Annotated in this window: 14 protein-coding genes; 5 read left to right on the top strand and 9 right to left on the bottom strand. The window is 65.8% G+C overall.

From position 1 onward, the window contains the following. Window positions 1-6: 6 nt before the first annotated feature. Genes ACZ5YA_RS11290 through ACZ5YA_RS11265 form a run of 6 tightly spaced genes read right to left on the bottom strand, consistent with a single transcriptional unit; the run spans window position 7 to window position 7,712 of the window. On the bottom strand, window positions 7-507 hold the full coding sequence (locus tag ACZ5YA_RS11290; protein WP_059372025.1) for a nitrous oxide reductase accessory protein NosL: 501 nt from the start codon (window positions 505-507) through the stop codon (window positions 7-9). Further along, window positions 504-1,334: an ABC transporter permease gene (locus tag ACZ5YA_RS11285; protein ID WP_059372027.1), complete on the bottom strand. Its 831-nt coding sequence runs from the start codon at window positions 1,332-1,334 to the stop codon at window positions 504-506. The genes ACZ5YA_RS11290 and ACZ5YA_RS11285 overlap by 4 nt, the downstream gene beginning before the upstream one ends. Continuing rightward, on the bottom strand, window positions 1,331-2,233 hold the full coding sequence (locus ACZ5YA_RS11280) for an ABC transporter ATP-binding protein (protein ID WP_059372029.1): 903 nt from the start codon (window positions 2,231-2,233) through the stop codon (window positions 1,331-1,333). Before ACZ5YA_RS11280 ends, ACZ5YA_RS11285 begins: the two co-directional genes overlap by 4 nt. Further along, window positions 2,230-3,501, bottom strand: coding sequence for a nitrous oxide reductase family maturation protein NosD (locus ACZ5YA_RS11275; RefSeq protein ID WP_464092514.1), 1,272 nt, complete (start codon window positions 3,499-3,501; stop codon window positions 2,230-2,232). The genes ACZ5YA_RS11280 and ACZ5YA_RS11275 overlap by 4 nt, the downstream gene beginning before the upstream one ends. 29 nt (window positions 3,502-3,530) lie before the next feature. Further along, entirely contained in the window at window positions 3,531-5,447 is a 1,917-nt protein-coding gene (nosZ, locus tag ACZ5YA_RS11270; protein ID WP_059372033.1) for a TAT-dependent nitrous-oxide reductase, read from the bottom strand. Between the two features lie 54 nt (window positions 5,448-5,501). Then, entirely contained in the window at window positions 5,502-7,712 is a 2,211-nt protein-coding gene (locus tag ACZ5YA_RS11265; RefSeq protein ID WP_464092513.1) for a 4Fe-4S binding protein, read from the bottom strand. A gap of 333 nt (window positions 7,713-8,045) precedes the next feature. On the opposite strand from ACZ5YA_RS11265, the gene azu reads away from it, so the two are divergent. The 3 genes from azu to ACZ5YA_RS11250 all read left to right on the top strand — a co-directional run bounded on the left by azu (window position 8,046) and on the right by ACZ5YA_RS11250 (window position 11,156). Further along, complete coding sequence (gene azu / locus ACZ5YA_RS11260; protein ID WP_059372035.1) at window positions 8,046-8,495, top strand: azurin; 450 nt, start codon at window positions 8,046-8,048, stop codon at window positions 8,493-8,495. Between the two features lie 195 nt (window positions 8,496-8,690). Next, window positions 8,691-10,274 (top strand): TerC family protein, encoded by a 1,584-nt coding sequence (locus ACZ5YA_RS11255; RefSeq protein ID WP_059372036.1) that lies wholly within the window; start codon window positions 8,691-8,693, stop codon window positions 10,272-10,274. A gap of 18 nt (window positions 10,275-10,292) precedes the next feature. Then, window positions 10,293-11,156: an undecaprenyl-diphosphate phosphatase gene (locus ACZ5YA_RS11250; RefSeq protein ID WP_059372038.1), complete on the top strand. Its 864-nt coding sequence runs from the start codon at window positions 10,293-10,295 to the stop codon at window positions 11,154-11,156. Between the two features lie 87 nt (window positions 11,157-11,243). Here ACZ5YA_RS11250 and ACZ5YA_RS11245 read toward each other — a convergent pair whose 3' ends face one another. The 3 genes from ACZ5YA_RS11245 to ACZ5YA_RS11235 form a co-directional block, all read right to left on the bottom strand. Then, window positions 11,244-12,017, bottom strand: a complete 774-nt coding sequence (locus tag ACZ5YA_RS11245; RefSeq protein WP_464092512.1) for a UDP-2,3-diacylglucosamine diphosphatase — start codon at window positions 12,015-12,017, stop codon at window positions 11,244-11,246. Beyond that, window positions 12,010-12,519 carry a peptidylprolyl isomerase gene (locus ACZ5YA_RS11240; RefSeq protein ID WP_059372043.1) on the bottom strand — a complete coding sequence of 170 codons (510 nt, stop codon included), beginning with the start codon at window positions 12,517-12,519 and terminating at the stop codon, window positions 12,010-12,012. Before ACZ5YA_RS11240 ends, ACZ5YA_RS11245 begins: the two co-directional genes overlap by 8 nt. A gap of 134 nt (window positions 12,520-12,653) precedes the next feature. Then, on the bottom strand, window positions 12,654-13,337 hold the full coding sequence (locus tag ACZ5YA_RS11235; RefSeq protein WP_059372045.1) for a tetratricopeptide repeat protein: 684 nt from the start codon (window positions 13,335-13,337) through the stop codon (window positions 12,654-12,656). 351 nt (window positions 13,338-13,688) lie between these two features. Here ACZ5YA_RS11235 and cysS point away from each other — a divergent pair, with 351 nt between their 5' ends. Then, a complete protein-coding gene (gene cysS / locus ACZ5YA_RS11230; RefSeq protein WP_464092511.1) occupies window positions 13,689-15,143 on the top strand; it encodes a cysteine--tRNA ligase in 1,455 nt (484 codons plus the stop codon). 20 nt (window positions 15,144-15,163) lie between these two features. Beyond that, on the top strand, window positions 15,164-15,808 hold the full coding sequence (locus ACZ5YA_RS11225; RefSeq protein WP_059372813.1) for a DNA-3-methyladenine glycosylase family protein: 645 nt from the start codon (window positions 15,164-15,166) through the stop codon (window positions 15,806-15,808). Window positions 15,809-15,829 lie beyond the last annotated feature (21 nt).

Below are 15,829 nucleotides of genomic sequence, written 5' to 3'. Positions count from 1 at the left end.
CGCGGACTATTGGGCGAAGACATAGCTTTCCGGCACGTCGGCAAAGGTGACGACGCGGCCGCCATGGGTATCGGCGAAAGCCTGGGCATGATCGCGCCGGGAGAAGGGGATGGCGTCTTCGGCGCCCATGCCGCCGATATAGCGCCCTTCGATGACGTAGTAAGCCTGCCGCGCGTCGATCCAGGCGGACGGGTCCGGCGCGCCGCCCGCGCCCGCGGTGGACATGTCGTTGACGTAGATGGCGCTGATGCCCTTGGGTTCTTCGGGCAGCAGGGTGTAGGCGAAGACCTGCTTGATCGAAGAGAACCAGACCGGCGCGGCCTGTCCCTTGATGAATATCTGTCCCTTGGGGCCGTTGTGCTCGTTGAGCGCCATGCCGCAGTAATGGCCGACGGACTCCGTCGTCACGGCCTGCGGCGGGGGCGCGGTTTCTGGCGCGGCGCCGCTGCCGCAGGCCGCGGTCAGCAGCAAGGTGGAGACAGCCAGGAGGAGTCGCAGGCGTTTCATAGCGGTTTGTTCCTGAAGGCCGCGGTCGCCAGCAGGAACGGCACGGCGATCCACAGCAGCAGCGCGGCGACCAGCGCGGCGAGCGGCAGGCTGGCCTGGTCGCTCACGCCCGCCATGCCGGCATATAGCGAAATATTCTCGAAGCCCGTCAGGTTGAGCAGGCGGTATACGTCGGACGGGTTGAGCAGCAGCAGCGCGTTGAGCAGGCCGGGGCTGACGTGGCGGCCCTGGTCGGCCGCCAGCACGCCCAGCAGCGCCATGTCGTAGATCACCACGAAGAACAGCCAGACGCCGACGGCGATGCCGGCCGCGGTGGCGCGTTCGCGCACCAGGGAGCTGATCAGATAGCCCATGGCGAGAAAGCTCGCGCCCAGCAGCACGCTGGCGCCAATCAATAGGGCGAACGGCTGCCATGCGCTGGCGTCCAGGCCGCCGTAGGCCCATTGCAGTGCCAGGCCTGCCGAACCGTAGCCCGCGCCCGTGGCCAGCGCCAGGATGGCCAGGTGGCCGATGAATTTGCCGATCAGCACCTGCCCGCGCGACACCGGATAGCTCAGCAGCAGCGCCATCGTGCCACGGTCGACTTCGCCGACCACGGCGTCATAGGCCAGCAGCATGGCGATGAGCGGCACCAGGAAGATGGACAGGCTGGACAGGCTGACTACCGTGACGGTCAGCGGTTCGGCCTTGACCGTGCCCGTGGGCGAGCTGCCCAAAAGACCCAGCGCCAGCGCCAGCGCGGCCAGCAGCAGGGCGGTCGCCAGCACCCAGCGATTGCGCAGGCCGTCGCGGATTTCCTTGCCGATGATGGTGCATACCGCGTTCATACGTCTTCCCGTTCAAGCAGATGTGCATAGATGTCGTCCAGGCCCGGGACCTGGATGTCGAGGTCGGCGATGGCCGGCGACAGCGCGCCGATGCCGCGGATCGCTTCGACCTTGCCGCTCTCGGGGCAGGCGAGTTCAAAGCGTCCGGCATCAATGCGGCGCCAATCGCCGCCGGGAGGCGGCGCGCTGGCATCGGCAAAGGTCAGGCGGATGCGGATGGGCAGCCCGGTGGAGCGCCGCAGCGCCGACATGGCGCCGTCGGCGATCTTTTTTCCGGCCTTCATCACGACGATGCGGTCGGCATGTCCGGCCAGCTCAGACAGGGCGTGCGTGCTTAGCAGTATCGTGGCGCCGGCCGCGCGCAGTTCGTGGACGATGTCGTAGAACATCAGGCGCGAGGCGGGGTCCAGGCCCGTGGTGGGCTCGTCGAACAGCAGCACGCGGGGTTGGCCCAGCAGCGCCTGGGCCAGCGCCAGGCGCTGCCGCATGCCCTTGGAATAGCCGCCCACGCGGCGGCGCGCGGCCCCGGCGATGCCGACCTTCTCCAGCAGCGCGGCGTTGCCCGACAGCGGCTGGCGCTTGAGCCTGGCGTAGAACGCCAGGGTTTCCTCGCCGGTCATCGACGGATGCAGCGCCACGGTCTCGGGCAGGTAGCCGATCCGGCCGCGCAGGCGCGCCGCGGCGGGGCTGTGGGCGTCCTGGCCGAAGATCGCGACGCGGCCGCGGGTGGGACGTATCAGGCCCAGGATGAGCTTGATCATCGTGCTCTTGCCGGCGCCATTGTGTCCGGCAAGCGCGACGCATTCGCCTTCGCGCAGCTGCAGGTCCAGGCCGTCGATGGCCCGCTGCGAGCCATAGTGCTTGCTGACGCCGGTAAGCGCCACCAGGTCGGTGCTCATGGGGATTCCTTGGTGCTTGCGGTGGCCGGGGGCTGCATCAACGGGGCGCTGTCGATCACGCCGCCGGGCAGGATGGCGGGAAACTGCGATTGCGCCCAGCGCACGATGGAAATCGACGGGCTGTTGAGCAGGATGCGGGCCGCCGGCGCGCGCCACAGCAGCTGGTCGACCACGTCGTTGGGCCGGTAGGCGGTGTCGGCGATGCCGTCGCCGTCCAGGTCGAAGGCGGTGTTGTCGCTCCAGTAATTGCCGCGTCCGTCCACCGACCAGTCCAGCGTCCGGGTGCCCACGTACTTCACCTGATTGCGGTTGTTGATGAAGGCGTTGCCCGAGATCCGGTTGCCTTCGGACCCGGCGGTGAAATGCACGCCGATGTCGCAGTTGGAGAAACGGTTGTCCAGGAAGGTATTGCGGTTGGCGTTGTAGATGAACACGCATTTCCCGGCGCGGTCCACCGTGTTGTTGGCGATGGTGGAATGGTTGGCGTAGTTCAGCATCAGGCCCTGTTCTTGGCTGTCCAGCGCGACGTTGTCGCGCACCACCAGCCGGTGCGAATACATGATGGCGTAGGCGATGTCGGTGCCGGTCGAAACGTTGCCGCTGATCTCGCTGTCGTTGGTGTACATGTAGTGCACCGCATAGCGCAGGTCGTGGAAGCGGTTGCCGCTGAACGTGTTGAGCTTGCTGGTGTTGACGAAGATGCCGTCGCGGCCGGCGGATATGTCGTTGTCCAGCACGCGTGTGCCGGGGGTGTTCCAAAGCGTCACGCCGTTGCCTCTCTCGGCCACGCGCAGCTCCTTGTTGCCCACGATGCGGTTGCCGCGGACGGTGGCGTCGGCCGGCCCCCAGACGTGCACGCCCACGAGGTTGTCCAGGACGTCGTTGCGCTCCACCAGTGCGCGGTGCGCCTCGCGGTCCAGGAAGATGCCGGCGTCCATGTCGGACAGGCTGAGGCCGGAACGCGTGACTGTCAGGTTGCGCAGCGACACGTCCGCGGCCGTGACCCAGACGGTGCGCCCCTGGCGCGTGCCGGCGATGATGGCAGAGCGGTCGGGCGGACCCTCCAGCGTCAGCGGCTTGTCGATGACGATGCCGCCGGCGTAGGAGCCGGGCGCCAGCCGCAGCAGGTCGCCGGCCGCGGCGGAAGCGATCGCCGCCGCCAGGTCGGCGCCCGCGGCGATCTCCAGGGTCGCCGCGGGCGCCGCGCCCGGCAGCGCCAGCCCGGCGGCCGCCAGCAGCGCGGCGCCGACGGCCCTGCTTGCGCTCATCCCAAGGATTGCGGCGAGCTTCATAAGCGCTACGCGGTCTTCTTGGGATGGACGACCATCTGGCCGGACATCTCCATGTGCAGCGCGTGGCAGAACCACTGGCAGTAGTACCAGTACACGCCCGGCCGGTCCGCCGTGAAGGTGACCGAGGAGGTGGCCTGCGGCCCGATCTCCATGGCGATGCCGTGGCCTTCGAGCGTGAAGCCGTGCGTCAGGTCTTCGATCACTTCCATGTTCGTGACAACCACCGTGACCTCGTCGCCCTGGTTGACCTCGAACTTCTTGAGGCTGAACATGGGCGCGACCGCCATCATGTACACGCGCACCTTGTTGCCGTCGCGCACGACCTTGGCCGCGTCGTCCAGCGAAACGCCGTCCTTCTTGGCCATCTGGCGGGCGTCTTCCCACATCGGGTCGTCGCGCTTCCAGACGCTCACGGGATGGACCTTGGAGCGGTGCACCAGGCACATGTCGTGCGGTTCGGCGAAGCTGGGGCCGTCATGCACCAGCTTCATCTCGTCGCCGGAGATGTCGATCAACTGGTCGTTCTCGGGCTTGAGCGGGCCGACGTTCAGGAAGCGGTCCTTCGAGAACTTGTTCAGCGATACCAGCCATTTGCCGTCGGCTTCGCGGGTCTCGCCCATGGTCGAGTGGTTGTGGCCGGGCTGGTAGTGCACGTCCAGCTTCTGGATGATGGGATCGACCTTTTCGCCCTTGTAGGCGCGCTTGGCCTTATCGATGTTCCACTTGACCATCTGGCTGTCGATGAACAGCGTGGTGTAGGCGTTGCCGCGGCCGTCGAACGCCGTGTGCAGCGGTCCCAGGCCCAGCTGGGGTTCGGCCACCACGCAGTCGCGCGGCTTGATCTTGTCGTCGAACAGATCGTCCAGTGTGCGCACGTCCAGCACCGTGACGGTGGGCGACAGTTTGCCGTTGAGCACCAGGTGGATGCCGTCGGGCGCGGCGTTGCAGCCGTGCGGCGAGTTCGGCACCGGGATGTAGCGGGTGTACTTGGAACCATGGCGTCCGTCGACCACAGGCACGCCGCCCATCATCTTGAAGTCGCCATTCTTGACGGCTTCCTCGATGCGCTTGATGTTGAACACCACGACCCAGTCCTGCTCGTTGGCCGAGGCTTCCTCCACGGTGACGCCTTTCTCCGAGTTGTAGCAGGTGGAGAACGAGTACTTGCCCTGGTAGTCGGCGTCGCCGTTGTCCAGGTTGCCGTCGACCAGCACCTGCCAGGCGACCTTCATGGTGTCGCCGTCCAGGGCGGTGTAGATGGCGAAGAAGTTCTTCTTGGGATCGTCCGTCACCTTGCCGTCGTTAGGCAGCGGGATGATGTGCTCGCCATTGGCGAAGACGTAGCCCGTGCGCGGGTAGCGCTGCGGCCGCAGGCCGTGCACGCCGGAGACGTTGGGCAGTTCGGTGATCTTGTCGGTCTTCATCACATCCAGACGGATGCGGGCGACGCGGTTGTTGGCCTTGTCGTTGATGTACAGGTAGCGGCCGTCGTAGGTGCGGTCGGTGAATGACAGATGGGGGTGATGCGCATCGCCGTTGATGAAGACGCCGCCCTTGTCCTTCAGGTACTCGCGGGTTTCGGGCGTGAGGCCCTCGGTCAGGATCTTGCGGCTTTCGTTGGTGCGGCCCCAGCCGGTGGCGCTGCAATGGTTGAAGACGGGGATGCGCACCAGTTCGCGCATGGAGGGCAGCCCCAGCACGCGCACCTCGCCCGACTGGCCGCTGGAGTTGAAGGCATAGTATTCGTCCAGCTCGCCGGGCGCGACGTGGCCCAGCACGCCATTGGCGCCGCCCTTCGCATCCTTGCCGTGGGCGGTGGTGATCTGTGCGCCCGCCACCAGGCCGGCGGCGCCCGTGATGGCTGCGGTGCCGAGGAAGCTGCGGCGGGTGAGGCCGGCCTTGTCGGGATTCTTGTCTGACATGGATAACTCCTTGGTAGGAACGGCGCCCCGGGCGCCGCGGTGCGGAAAGCGGGATCAGGCGCCAGGTTCGTTATTCGGATTCGGCGCGCGGTGCATGACGATGACCTGCTCGGCGGGTTCGGCCGCGGGCGTGCGGCGGCGCTCCCGCTTGGCCTTCTTCTGGATCAGGTGCGGACATTTCTGCTCGTGGTGGTAGAGCATCTGGCAGTGCAGGCACTGGATGCACTCGTTCGGATTGATCTCGCCGGTGGGGTCGATCGCCTGCACCGGACATTCAAGGTTGCAGCGTTGACAGGGATTGCCGCAGTCGCGGTAGCGGCGCAGCCAGTTGAAGATGCGCAACCGCGCAGGGATCGCCAGCGCGGCCCCCAGCGGACAGAGATAGCGGCAGAAGAAGCGCTCCACGAACAGGCCGGCCGCCAGCAGCGCCACGGCGAACGCGACGAAGGGCCAGTAGCGCATGAAGCGCAGGATGATCGCGGTCTTGAAGGGTTCGACCTCGGACAGCTGCTCGGCCAGCGCCAGGTCGTACAGCGAAAATCCGAATAGCAGCAGGAAGATCACGTACTTCAGGGTCGACAGGCGCTGGTTCACGCCATGGCTGATCTTGAGCTGGCGCACACCCAGGCGGCGGGCGATGCGGTTGCTGAGTTCCTGCAGCGCGCCGAAGGGGCATAGCCAGCCGCAGAAGGCGCCCCGGTTCCAGAACACCATGGAGATGGCCGTGGCGCACCACAGGATGAACACCAGCGGGTCCATCAGGAAGTACTCCCAGCGGAAGTCGCTGCGCATTGCCGAAAAGAAGGTCAGCACGTTGACCACGGAAAGCTGGGCCTGGCCGTACCAGCCGATCCAGAACAGCGCGAACGCCAGGAACGCCAACCGCAGGCGGTCATGCAGCAGCGGACGGCTGGCAAGCTGGTCCTGGAAGAAGAAGACGCCGACCAGCACCAGCAGCGCCACCGTCAGCACGGCGACCTGGCCGGCCTTGCCGCGCCAGATCTGTTTCCATAGCGCGGGCGCGGCGTCTTCTTCCTGAGCGGCCTGGGCCGGGGCGGCTTGAGCGGCAGCCGGCGAGGGCGCGGCGGATGCCTGCGCGCCTGGCACCGGCCGGGTATAGGCCGCCGGCAGTTCATAGCTCAGATCGAAGGTCACGAAGGCCTTGTCGCTGACGCTGAGCACGCGCTGTACCATCAGCTGCAGGCGCCAGGGCGCGACCGGATCCAGCGTGGCGTCCTCGGGCACGACGAACAGGGCTACCTCGCGGAACGCGGGCGCGCCCTGCGCGGCCACGTCGGCCAGGCGCTGGTGGTTGCGGTCGCGGAAGCGGAAGCTGCTTTCGTCCTGGATGATCTCGATGCGGTCGAAGATGCCGCCGCGCACGTAGCCCGAACCCTTGAACGAGTAGGCGCCGTTGCCGGCCACCAGCACGGCCTGCTGGCCGGGCTTGAGCCTTTCCTTCAGGCGCTGCCATTCCGTGTCGCCCAGCAGGCTGCGGCCGATGGCAGGCACGCTGACCAGCGCGGCGTACAGGTCGATGAAGCCGTCTGCGTCGGCGCTGCCTTCCGTATTGGCCGCGGCGTCGTTCCTTCCCGATGCGCGGAATGCCTGGTTCACGTCCTCCGGGCTCAGCCGCAGGTTGCGCACCGCGCCTGCATCCAGCAGATCCTGCCAGGACTGGACGGCATCGCGCGCATCGTCCACGACGCGGGCGGCAACGGGCGCGGCCTGCGGCGCCGCTGCGGCGGTCTTGTCGATGCCGTGGGCGCGGGCCACGGCGATGGCCGAGCGCGTGATGCTGTCGCCGATCACCATCAGTGTGACGGTCGCGCCGCTGATGATGTCCACCGGCGGCGGGGCGCCATGGCGGGGAGGGGAGTCGACGAAGTTCAGCCCCACATAGCCGCTGATGAAATGGTCGACCTTGGATTGCGGAATGCCGATGAGCACGATGGGCTCGTGGTGTTCCACCAGCCGGGCGCCGACGATGCGTCCATCGTTCGCCAGGCCGACCAGCACGTCGATGGGCTTGCTGGAGTAGCCGCGGGTGTTGACGACGTCGGAAGTCAGATAGACCACGCCCAGTTGGCGCGTGCCCGCATAGACCTTGGCAACCATGGGCTTGCCGGCGGGAGGATCGGCGCGGTCGGCGCCGGGGAAGATCTGTCCGATGGGGATGCCGCCCAGGAAGTCCGGCAGGCGCTGGGCCTGGGCGGCGCTGAAGACCTGCGCGCACAGCAGCAAGACTAGAAAGACTGCATGCACGAACCACTGGTACCGACTGAACCCGCGCCCCGCCGCTTTACTGCCTCGCATTTTCGTACTCTGCTGATTGTGTTTGTTTGCAGGCATCCTAAGAATGCTCGGCATCGGTCGTATTGCGGTTTGTCAATCGGCGTTCGCGCGCGGACCGCTGGCGGGCAATACCCGCATGCGGCGTAGGGGATATCCCCGTTTTGGAGGGGTTGAACGAGGCGCTATTGATGCCGGTCAATAGCGCGCTTTGCGCTGCGCCATAGACTTGTGCGTGGCGGCAGCGACGCGAGGCATGTGCCTCACGCGTGTCGGAAGAGCCGCCAACGTTTACGGAGAATCTCCATGCTGGCAAAAGCCACCCTCGCCATCGCTCTGTCCGCAGCCAGCCTGCCCGCGTTGGCCGCTCAGTGCGAAGCAACCATAGAAAGCAACGACGCCATGCAGTACAACCTGAAGGAAATGGTCGTCGACAAAAGCTGCAAGCAATTCACCGTTCACCTCAAGCACGTCGGCAAAATGCCCAAGGTCGCCATGGGCCACAACTGGGTGCTGACCAAGGAGGCCGACAAGACGGCCGTGGCCACCGACGGCATGAACGCCGGACTGCCGCAGGACTACGTCAAGGCGGGCGACACCCGCGTCATCGCCCACACCAAGGTCATCGGCGGCGGCGAGTCGGATTCGGTTACGTTTGACGTCTCCAAGCTCACCCCGGGCGAGGCTTATGCCTACTTCTGCTCTTTCCCGGGTCACTGGGCCATGATGAAGGGCACGCTCAAGCTCAGCGACTGATCGGCTGTCCCGGATGTGAAAACCGGCTGGGAGCCGGTTTTTTTTCGTCCGTTCCGACTGCGGCGCCAGACCTCGGATGTCCTGGTTCTACAGGCCTAAACCGCCTGCGTCTCAGGCATAAGGACGGGGTTCGTCACCGGCGTGTCACGGATTTTCCATGTACGATTACCGGTCGTGTAACTTCTGGAGCTCCTGATGGAGTGGCTGCTGGACCCTACTGCGTGGGTCGGCTTGCTTACCCTGGTCATCCTTGAGATCGTCCTGGGGATCGATAACCTGATTTTCATCGCCATCCTGGCGGACAAGCTGCCCCCTGCGCAACGCGACCGCGCGCGCATCATGGGCCTGAGCCTGGCGCTCATCATGCGTCTTGGCCTTTTGTCGGTCATGTCATGGCTGGTCACGCTGACCGCCCCTCTGTTTTCCATCGGCCCGCTGTCGTTCTCGGGCCGCGACCTGATCCTGATGATCGGCGGCCTGTTCCTGCTGTTCAAAGGCACCATGGAACTGCACGAGCGCCTGGAGGGCTCCCAGCACGGCGGCTCATCGGGGCCGCGCGTGTACGCCAGCTTCTGGGTGATCGTCACGCAGATCGTGGTGCTGGACGCGGTGTTCTCGCTGGACTCGGTCATCACCGCCGTCGGCATGGTGGACCATCTGGCCATCATGATGATCGCCGTGGTCATCGCCATCGGCATCATGCTGCTGGCGTCCAAGCCACTGACGCGCTTCGTCAACGCCCACCCCACGGTGGTGGTGCTGTGCCTGGGCTTCCTGCTCATGATCGGCTTTTCGCTGCTGGCCGAAGCCTTCGGCTTCAAGGTGCCCAAGGGCTACCTGTACGCGGCCATCGGCTTCTCGGTCGCCATCGAGGCGCTCAACCAGGTGGCGCGCCGCAACCTGCTCAAGCTGGATGCGCGCCGGCCGATGCGCGAACGTACCGCTTCCGCCGTGCTGCGCATGTTGGGCAAGCGCCCGCCCGCCGACGAACCCGACCTGCCCAGCGCGAACGGTCCGGCCATCCCGGCTTTCGGGGTCGAGGAGCGCAATATGGTCAGCGGCGTGCTGACGCTGGCCGAGCGGTCGATCCGTTCGATCATGACGCCGCGCACGGATGTGTCGTGGATCAATATCGACGACGACCCGGAAACCATCCGCCGCCAGCTGACCGAGGCGCCGCACAGCTTTTTCCCCGTTTGCCGGGGTTCCCTGGACGAGGTGCTGGGCATCGGCCGCGCCAAGGACCTGGTGGCCGACCTGATCACCGAGGGCAGGGTACGCCGCAACCGTCTGCGCGACCCCATCATCGTGCACGAGTCCATCGGCATCCTGCGCCTGATGGACACGCTCAAGCGTTCGCGCGGCCAGCTGGTGCTGGTGGCCGACGAGTTCGGCGCCATCGAGGGCCTGGTGACGCCGATCGACGTCTTCGAGGCGATCGCCGGCGAGTTCCCCGACGAGGACGAACTGCCCGACATCGTCGCCGACGGCGAGAACACCTGGAAAATCGACGGCGCGGCCGACCTGCACCATGTCGAGCAAGTGCTGGAAACCGAGGGCCTGGTCGATGACGCCCAGGATTTTTCAACCCTGGCGGGGTACCTGCTGTCGCGCTTCGGGCACCTGCCCAAGCCGGGCGACGTCTGCGAGTACGAAATCCACCACGAGCATTTCCGCTTTGAAGTCCTGGAAATGGACGGCCGCCGCATCGCGCTGGTGCGCGTCGAAAAGCGGCCGCAGGAAATGCTTGCGGACGACGAATCCCTAGCCAACGACTAACTGGACCGACCTGCCATCGTGACCGAAAACACCCTATACCTGATCAAAGCTTTCGTCCTGGGCATCATCGAGGGCCTGACGGAGTTCATTCCCGTGTCCAGCACCGGCCACCTCATCCTGGTGGGCGACTGGATCAATTTCGAATCCAGCCAGGGCAAGGTGTTCGAGGTGGTGATCCAGCTGGGTTCCATCCTGGCGGTGATGTGGGTGTTCCGCGCCCGCCTCCTGACGCTGATCCGCGGCACCCTGACCGGCGTGCCCAGCGAGGTGGCCTTCACCCGCAACCTGATCATCGCCTTCCTGCCGGCCGCCGTCATCGGGGCGATCTTCATCAAGGCCATCAAGAGCGTCTTCTACCACCCGGCCGTGGTGGTCGTGACCCTGGTGCTGGGCGGCCTGATCATGCTGTACGTGGAGCGCAAGACGCACCATACGCCGGGCGACATGCCGGGCGCGGCCGACGATACCGCCTCGGATGAGCGCGCCACGGCCCGCACGCTGGAGCAGATCTCCTGGAAGCAGGCGCTGGGCGTGGGCGTGGCGCAATGCCTGGCGATGATTCCGGGCACCTCGCGTTCGGGCGCCACCATCATCGGCGGCATGATCGCCGGGATCCAGCGCAAGACGGCCACCGAGTTCTCGTTCTTCCTGGCGATGCCCACGATGTTGGGCGCGGCGGTCTACGACATGTACAAGAACATGGATCTGCTCACGCAGCACGATCTGGCGGGCATTGCCGTGGGCTTCGTGGCCGCGTTCCTGAGCGCGATGGTGGTGGTGCGCGCCGTGCTGCGCTTCGTCGCCAACCATACCTATCGCGTGTTCGCCTGGTACCGGATCATCTTCGGCGGCGTCGTCGCAGCCTGGATCTTCACGCGCTGATGGCACGGCCGGCATGGCGCCGGCTGCAGCAACGACAAGGGCCGCTTGCGCGGCCCTTGCTGTTTTCCGTGGCGGCGCGCCCGAGGGCTACGCTTCCGTTTCCAGGTCGTAGAACTGCAGGCCGTCCTGGTCGATGATCAGCCAGCCGCCGCGGGCGGGCGAGACATGGTCGCAGTCCCAGTCGGGCAGGACCCAGCGCTCGCGCTTCTTGCCGTCCACTTCCAGCACGTGGCGGGCGGGGCGATGGGTATGGCCATGCACCAGCACGCGCACGCCGGTTTCGCGGAAGACGGATTCAATGGCGGCGGCGTTGACGTCCATGATCTCCATGGACTTCATCTGGTTGGCAGCCTGGCTTTCGCCGCGGGCCTGCTGCGCCATCGCCAGGCGTTCGGGGATCGTCTTGGCCAGGAATTCGGCCTGCCAGCGCGGATCGCGGACCATCTTGCGGAACTGCTGGTAGGCGGCATCGTCCGTACAGAACTCGTCGCCATGGGTCAGCAGGATTTGCCCATAGTCCGTTTCCAGCAGCGCCGGTTCGGGCAGCAGCTTGGCGCCCAGGGCCTGGGCCAGTTCTTCCCCGATGAGGAAGTCGCGGTTGCCGCGGCCCAGCCAGACCGGAATCCGGCTGGCGGTGTCGCGCAGCGCCGTCAGCGCCGTGGCCAGCCACGGCGGCGCGGCGCGGATCACATCGTCGCCGATCCAGGCATCGAAGATGTCGCCCGGCAGCAGCAGGGCGCCGGCTTCCTCCCGCGCGGCCTCCAGGAAGGCCAGGAAGGCCTCCGAGGTGGCCGGCGTGGCCGGTCCCAGATGCAGGTCGGACGCCAGCCAGATGGGGCCGGACAGCGTGATCTTATTCAAGAACTTCGGCCTTCTCGATGATCACGTCGTCGTTCGGCACGTTCTGGTGGAAGCCCTTGTTGCCGGTCTTCACGCCCTTGATCTTGTCGACCACGTCCGTGCCTTCGGTCACGGTGCCGAACACGGCATAGCCCCAGCCGTTGGGCGTGGGCGCGGTGAAGTTCAGGAAGTCGTTGTTGGACACGTTGATGAAGAACTGCGCCGTGGCCGAGTGCGGATCGCTGGTGCGGGCCATGGCCAGGGTGTACTTGTCGTTCTTCAGGCCGTTGTTGGCCTCGTTTTCGATGGGGGCATGGGTCTGCTTCTGCTTCATGCCGGGCTCAAAGCCGCCGCCCTGGATCATGAAGCCATCGATCACGCGATGGAACACCGTGCCGTTGTAGAAACCTTCCTTGACGTAGGTCAGGAAGTTTTCGACGGTCTTGGGAGCCTTGGCGGCATCCAGGGTGATGACCATGTCGCCTTGGTTCGTTTGAAGCTTGACGCGGGGGTTGGTGCTCATGGCTTTTGTGCCTTCAGAGGTGGAGGTGGAGGAATTGGCCGCAGGGGCGGCGCTGACGAGCGCTGGGGCGAATGCAGCCAGCGCGAACGAGCACGCCGTCAGGCGCAGCAGGTGTAGGGGGGAGTAGCGGGACATCATTTGCCGTGTTTATCCTTCAGCATGGTTTCGACTTCTCGGACCTTTTCCTGCATGCCGGGCACGCCGTCGGCGGCGGCCTTCTTGTAGGTGTTCAAGGCCTGCAGAAGCTGCAGATCGCCCATATTGGCGCGGGCGGCGGCATAGTTGGGGTCGGCGCGCAGGGCCATCGACAGGGCGTCCTGTGCGCGGTCGAGTTCGCCGCGCCCTGCATATAGAGCGCCCAGGTTGTTCCAAGGTTCCGGCAGCTCCGGAAAGCGGTTGGTCATCTCGGTGTAGACGTCGATGGCTTCGCTGGTGCGGTTCAGGGCCGCCAGCGCGCGGGCGTGCTGGAACATCAGCTGCACGTCGGTGCCGCGCTGGTCCTTGATCTGCTCCTGGCGCTTTTCGATCATGGCAAGCGCTTCCGCGTTGTCGCCGTGGTTCAGCAGGCGCTCGATGTGCGTCGTGATCTGCGAGGCCGAGGGCGTCAGGCGGGTGTCGACGCTGGGCTTGGCGGCTTCCAGCAGCTTGGCCAGACTATCCCAGCCGCCCTCGGGCGGGATGGGATCCAGGGTGGTGCGGTTGGCGTTGGGGTTGGTTCCACCGCCGCCGGCCATCGACTGGGCCAGAGAGGCTCCAACCGGCGCGCCCGCAAGGGCCAGGGCGAGCAGGGCGACGCGAAAGCGCGGCTTGATAGTCACTTGGGCATCCGTTAAAAGTCTTGGCAGGCCGACGCTTACGCGCGCGACCGGGCCGCTTGCTATACTTGACGACCGCCATTTTAGCCCCGGTTGAGTTTTGGCTCGACATCGGGGACGAAGCCCCAGGATATCGTTGATGGAATGCGGGCTCGAAATGCGGGTTCGGAACGGCCGGCGCCAGTGAGATTATGGCCCGAAGCCGAGATCGGGATCGAAACCGCGGGATCGAAATCGCAGGATCGAAATCGGCGGGATCGACATCCGACCCGGCGGCACGCGCCGAAGGTATTTTCCTTCGGCAGCAACTTTCCGCAACCGCCACGGAAAACTTAGATAAAGCCTATAAGCGCCATGCTGCAAATCTACAACACGTTGTCGCGTACCAAAGAACCGTTCAAGCCGGCCCAGGCTGGTCAGGTGCGCATGTACGTGTGTGGCATGACCGTCTATGACTTTTGCCATCTGGGCCACGCCCGCATGCTGGTGTCGTTCGACATCGTGCAGCGCTGGCTGCGCGCCAGCGGCCTGGCGGTCGATTATGTGCGCAATATCACGGACATCGACGACAAGATCATCCGCCGCGCCGTCGAGACCGGCCGCCGCATCGGCGAAGTCACCGAGTTCTACATCGACGCCATGCACGCCGACGAGCGCGCGCTGGGCGTCCAGACGCCGGACCGCGAACCGCGCGCGACCGAGTACGTCGGCGAGATGCTGGACATCATCGGCAAGCTCGAGCAGAACGGCCTGGCCTACCAGGCCGACGATGGCGATGTGAACTACGCTGTGCGCGGCTTTCCCGGCTACGGCAAGCTGTCCGGCAAGACGCTGGACGACCTGCGCGCCGGCGAGCGCGTGGCGGTGGGTTCGGCCAAGCGCGATCCGCTGGATTTCGTGCTGTGGAAGTCCGCCAAGGCGGACGAGCCGGCCGACACCAAGTGGGAATCGCCGTACGGCCTGGGCCGTCCGGGCTGGCACATCGAGTGCTCGGCCATGAGCAAGTCGCTGCTGGGCCTGCCGCTGGACATCCACGGCGGCGGTCCGGACCTGAAGTTCCCGCACCATGAAAACGAGATCGCCCAGACCGAGGGTGCTTTCGGCGGCGTGCTGGCCAACATCTGGATGCATTGCGGCCCGCTCATGGTCGACTCGGACAAGATGTCCAAGTCCCTGGGCAATTTCCGCACCATCCGCCAGACCATCGCCCGGCAAGAGCCGACCGCCGACCAGGCCGTCTATGACGTCAACCCGCGCGAAGCGGAAATGGTGCGTTTCTTCATTGTGCGCAACCATTACCGCAGCCCGCAGAACTACACGCCGGACAATCTGATCGACGCGCAGAACGCGCTCGACCGCCTGTACCAGGCGCTGCAGAACGTGCCTGCCGACACCCAGGGCATCGATTGGAACGAGCCGCAGGCCCAGGCCTTCAAGGCGGCCATGGATGACGACTTCAACAGCTCGGGCGCGGTCGCGGCCTTGTTCGAGCTGGCCTCCGACGCCAACCGCAACAAGAGCACGCGCAGCGCCGGCCAGTTGAAGGCGCTGGCGTCCCTGTTGGGCCTGCTGCAGCAGGATCCCGCAGCCTATTTCCAATCGCCCACCCGTTATTCGGCGGCAGCCATGGAGCAGGGCGAGCGCCGCGCGCTGGACGCCGAGGCGATCCAGTCCCTGATCGACGCGCGTGCGGCCGCCAAGGCGGCCCGCAACTTCGCCGAAGCCGATCGCATCCGCGTGGAGCTGCGCGAAGCCGGCATCGAACTCGACGACAAGCCGGGCGGCGTGACGCAATGGCGTCGCGCTTGAACCCGCAGGACCCGCCCGCCATGTCCACCGCCGACCTCGACATTCCCAAGCCCGAGTATTGGGAAGCCGCCGTAGCCCATCTGATGCGGCGCGACCGCATCCTGAAGAAGGTCATCCCCCAGCATCCCGAAGTCTGGCTGACTTCGCGCGGCACGCCATTCGTGACGCTGGCGCGGGCGATCATCGGGCAGCAGGTGTCCAGCAAGGCGGCCGACACCGTCTGGACCCAGTTCATCGAGGCCGTGGGCAAGCGCCCCACGCCCGTCGCCGTGCTGCGCGTCGGCCTGGAAGGCTTGCGCGCGGCCGGGCTGTCGCAGCGCAAGGCCGAGTACGTGCTGGACCTGGCCGTGCATTTCGGCGAGCGCCGGGTCCATCCCGAGAAATGGGCGGCAATGGACGACGAAGCCGTCATTTCCGAATTGACCGCCATCCGGGGCATAGGCCGCTGGACGGCGGAGATGTTTTTGATTTTCAATCTGCAGCGGCCTGATGTTCTGCCGCTGGATGATCCTGGGTTGCTCAAGGCAATCTCGCTACACTATTTCAGCGGCGAGCCTGTCTCTCGCTTCGAGGCTCGCGAAGTCTCGTTGGCGTGGCAACCCTGGCGTACCGTGGCCACCTGGTATCTGTGGCGCAGTCTGGATCCGACTCCGGTCCAATACTGACGCAAGCCAGGCAGCCCATCT

The organism is Achromobacter sp. JCM 18799 (assembly GCF_055395645.1).
Note: the sequence above shows the minus strand (reverse complement) of the source record. Positions and strands in the feature narration are given on the sequence as shown.

Coding starts and splice junctions, on each gene's coding strand:
- nosZ (WP_059372033.1), bottom strand. CDS start 5,447: ATGTCAGACAAGAATCCCGACAAGGCCGGCCTCACCCGCCGCAGCTTC.
- ACZ5YA_RS11225 (WP_059372813.1), top strand. CDS start 15,164: ATGTCCACCGCCGACCTCGACATTCCCAAGCCCGAGTATTGGGAAGCC.
- ACZ5YA_RS11280 (WP_059372029.1), bottom strand. CDS start 2,233: ATGAGCACCGACCTGGTGGCGCTTACCGGCGTCAGCAAGCACTATGGC.
- ACZ5YA_RS11255 (WP_059372036.1), top strand. CDS start 8,691: ATGGAGTGGCTGCTGGACCCTACTGCGTGGGTCGGCTTGCTTACCCTG.
- ACZ5YA_RS11275 (WP_464092514.1), bottom strand. CDS start 3,501: ATGAGCGCAAGCAGGGCCGTCGGCGCCGCGCTGCTGGCGGCCGCCGGG.
- ACZ5YA_RS11290 (WP_059372025.1), bottom strand. CDS start 507: ATGAAACGCCTGCGACTCCTCCTGGCTGTCTCCACCTTGCTGCTGACC.
- ACZ5YA_RS11240 (WP_059372043.1), bottom strand. CDS start 12,519: ATGAGCACCAACCCCCGCGTCAAGCTTCAAACGAACCAAGGCGACATG.
- azu (WP_059372035.1), top strand. CDS start 8,046: ATGCTGGCAAAAGCCACCCTCGCCATCGCTCTGTCCGCAGCCAGCCTG.
- cysS (WP_464092511.1), top strand. CDS start 13,689: ATGCTGCAAATCTACAACACGTTGTCGCGTACCAAAGAACCGTTCAAG.
- ACZ5YA_RS11285 (WP_059372027.1), bottom strand. CDS start 1,334: ATGAACGCGGTATGCACCATCATCGGCAAGGAAATCCGCGACGGCCTG.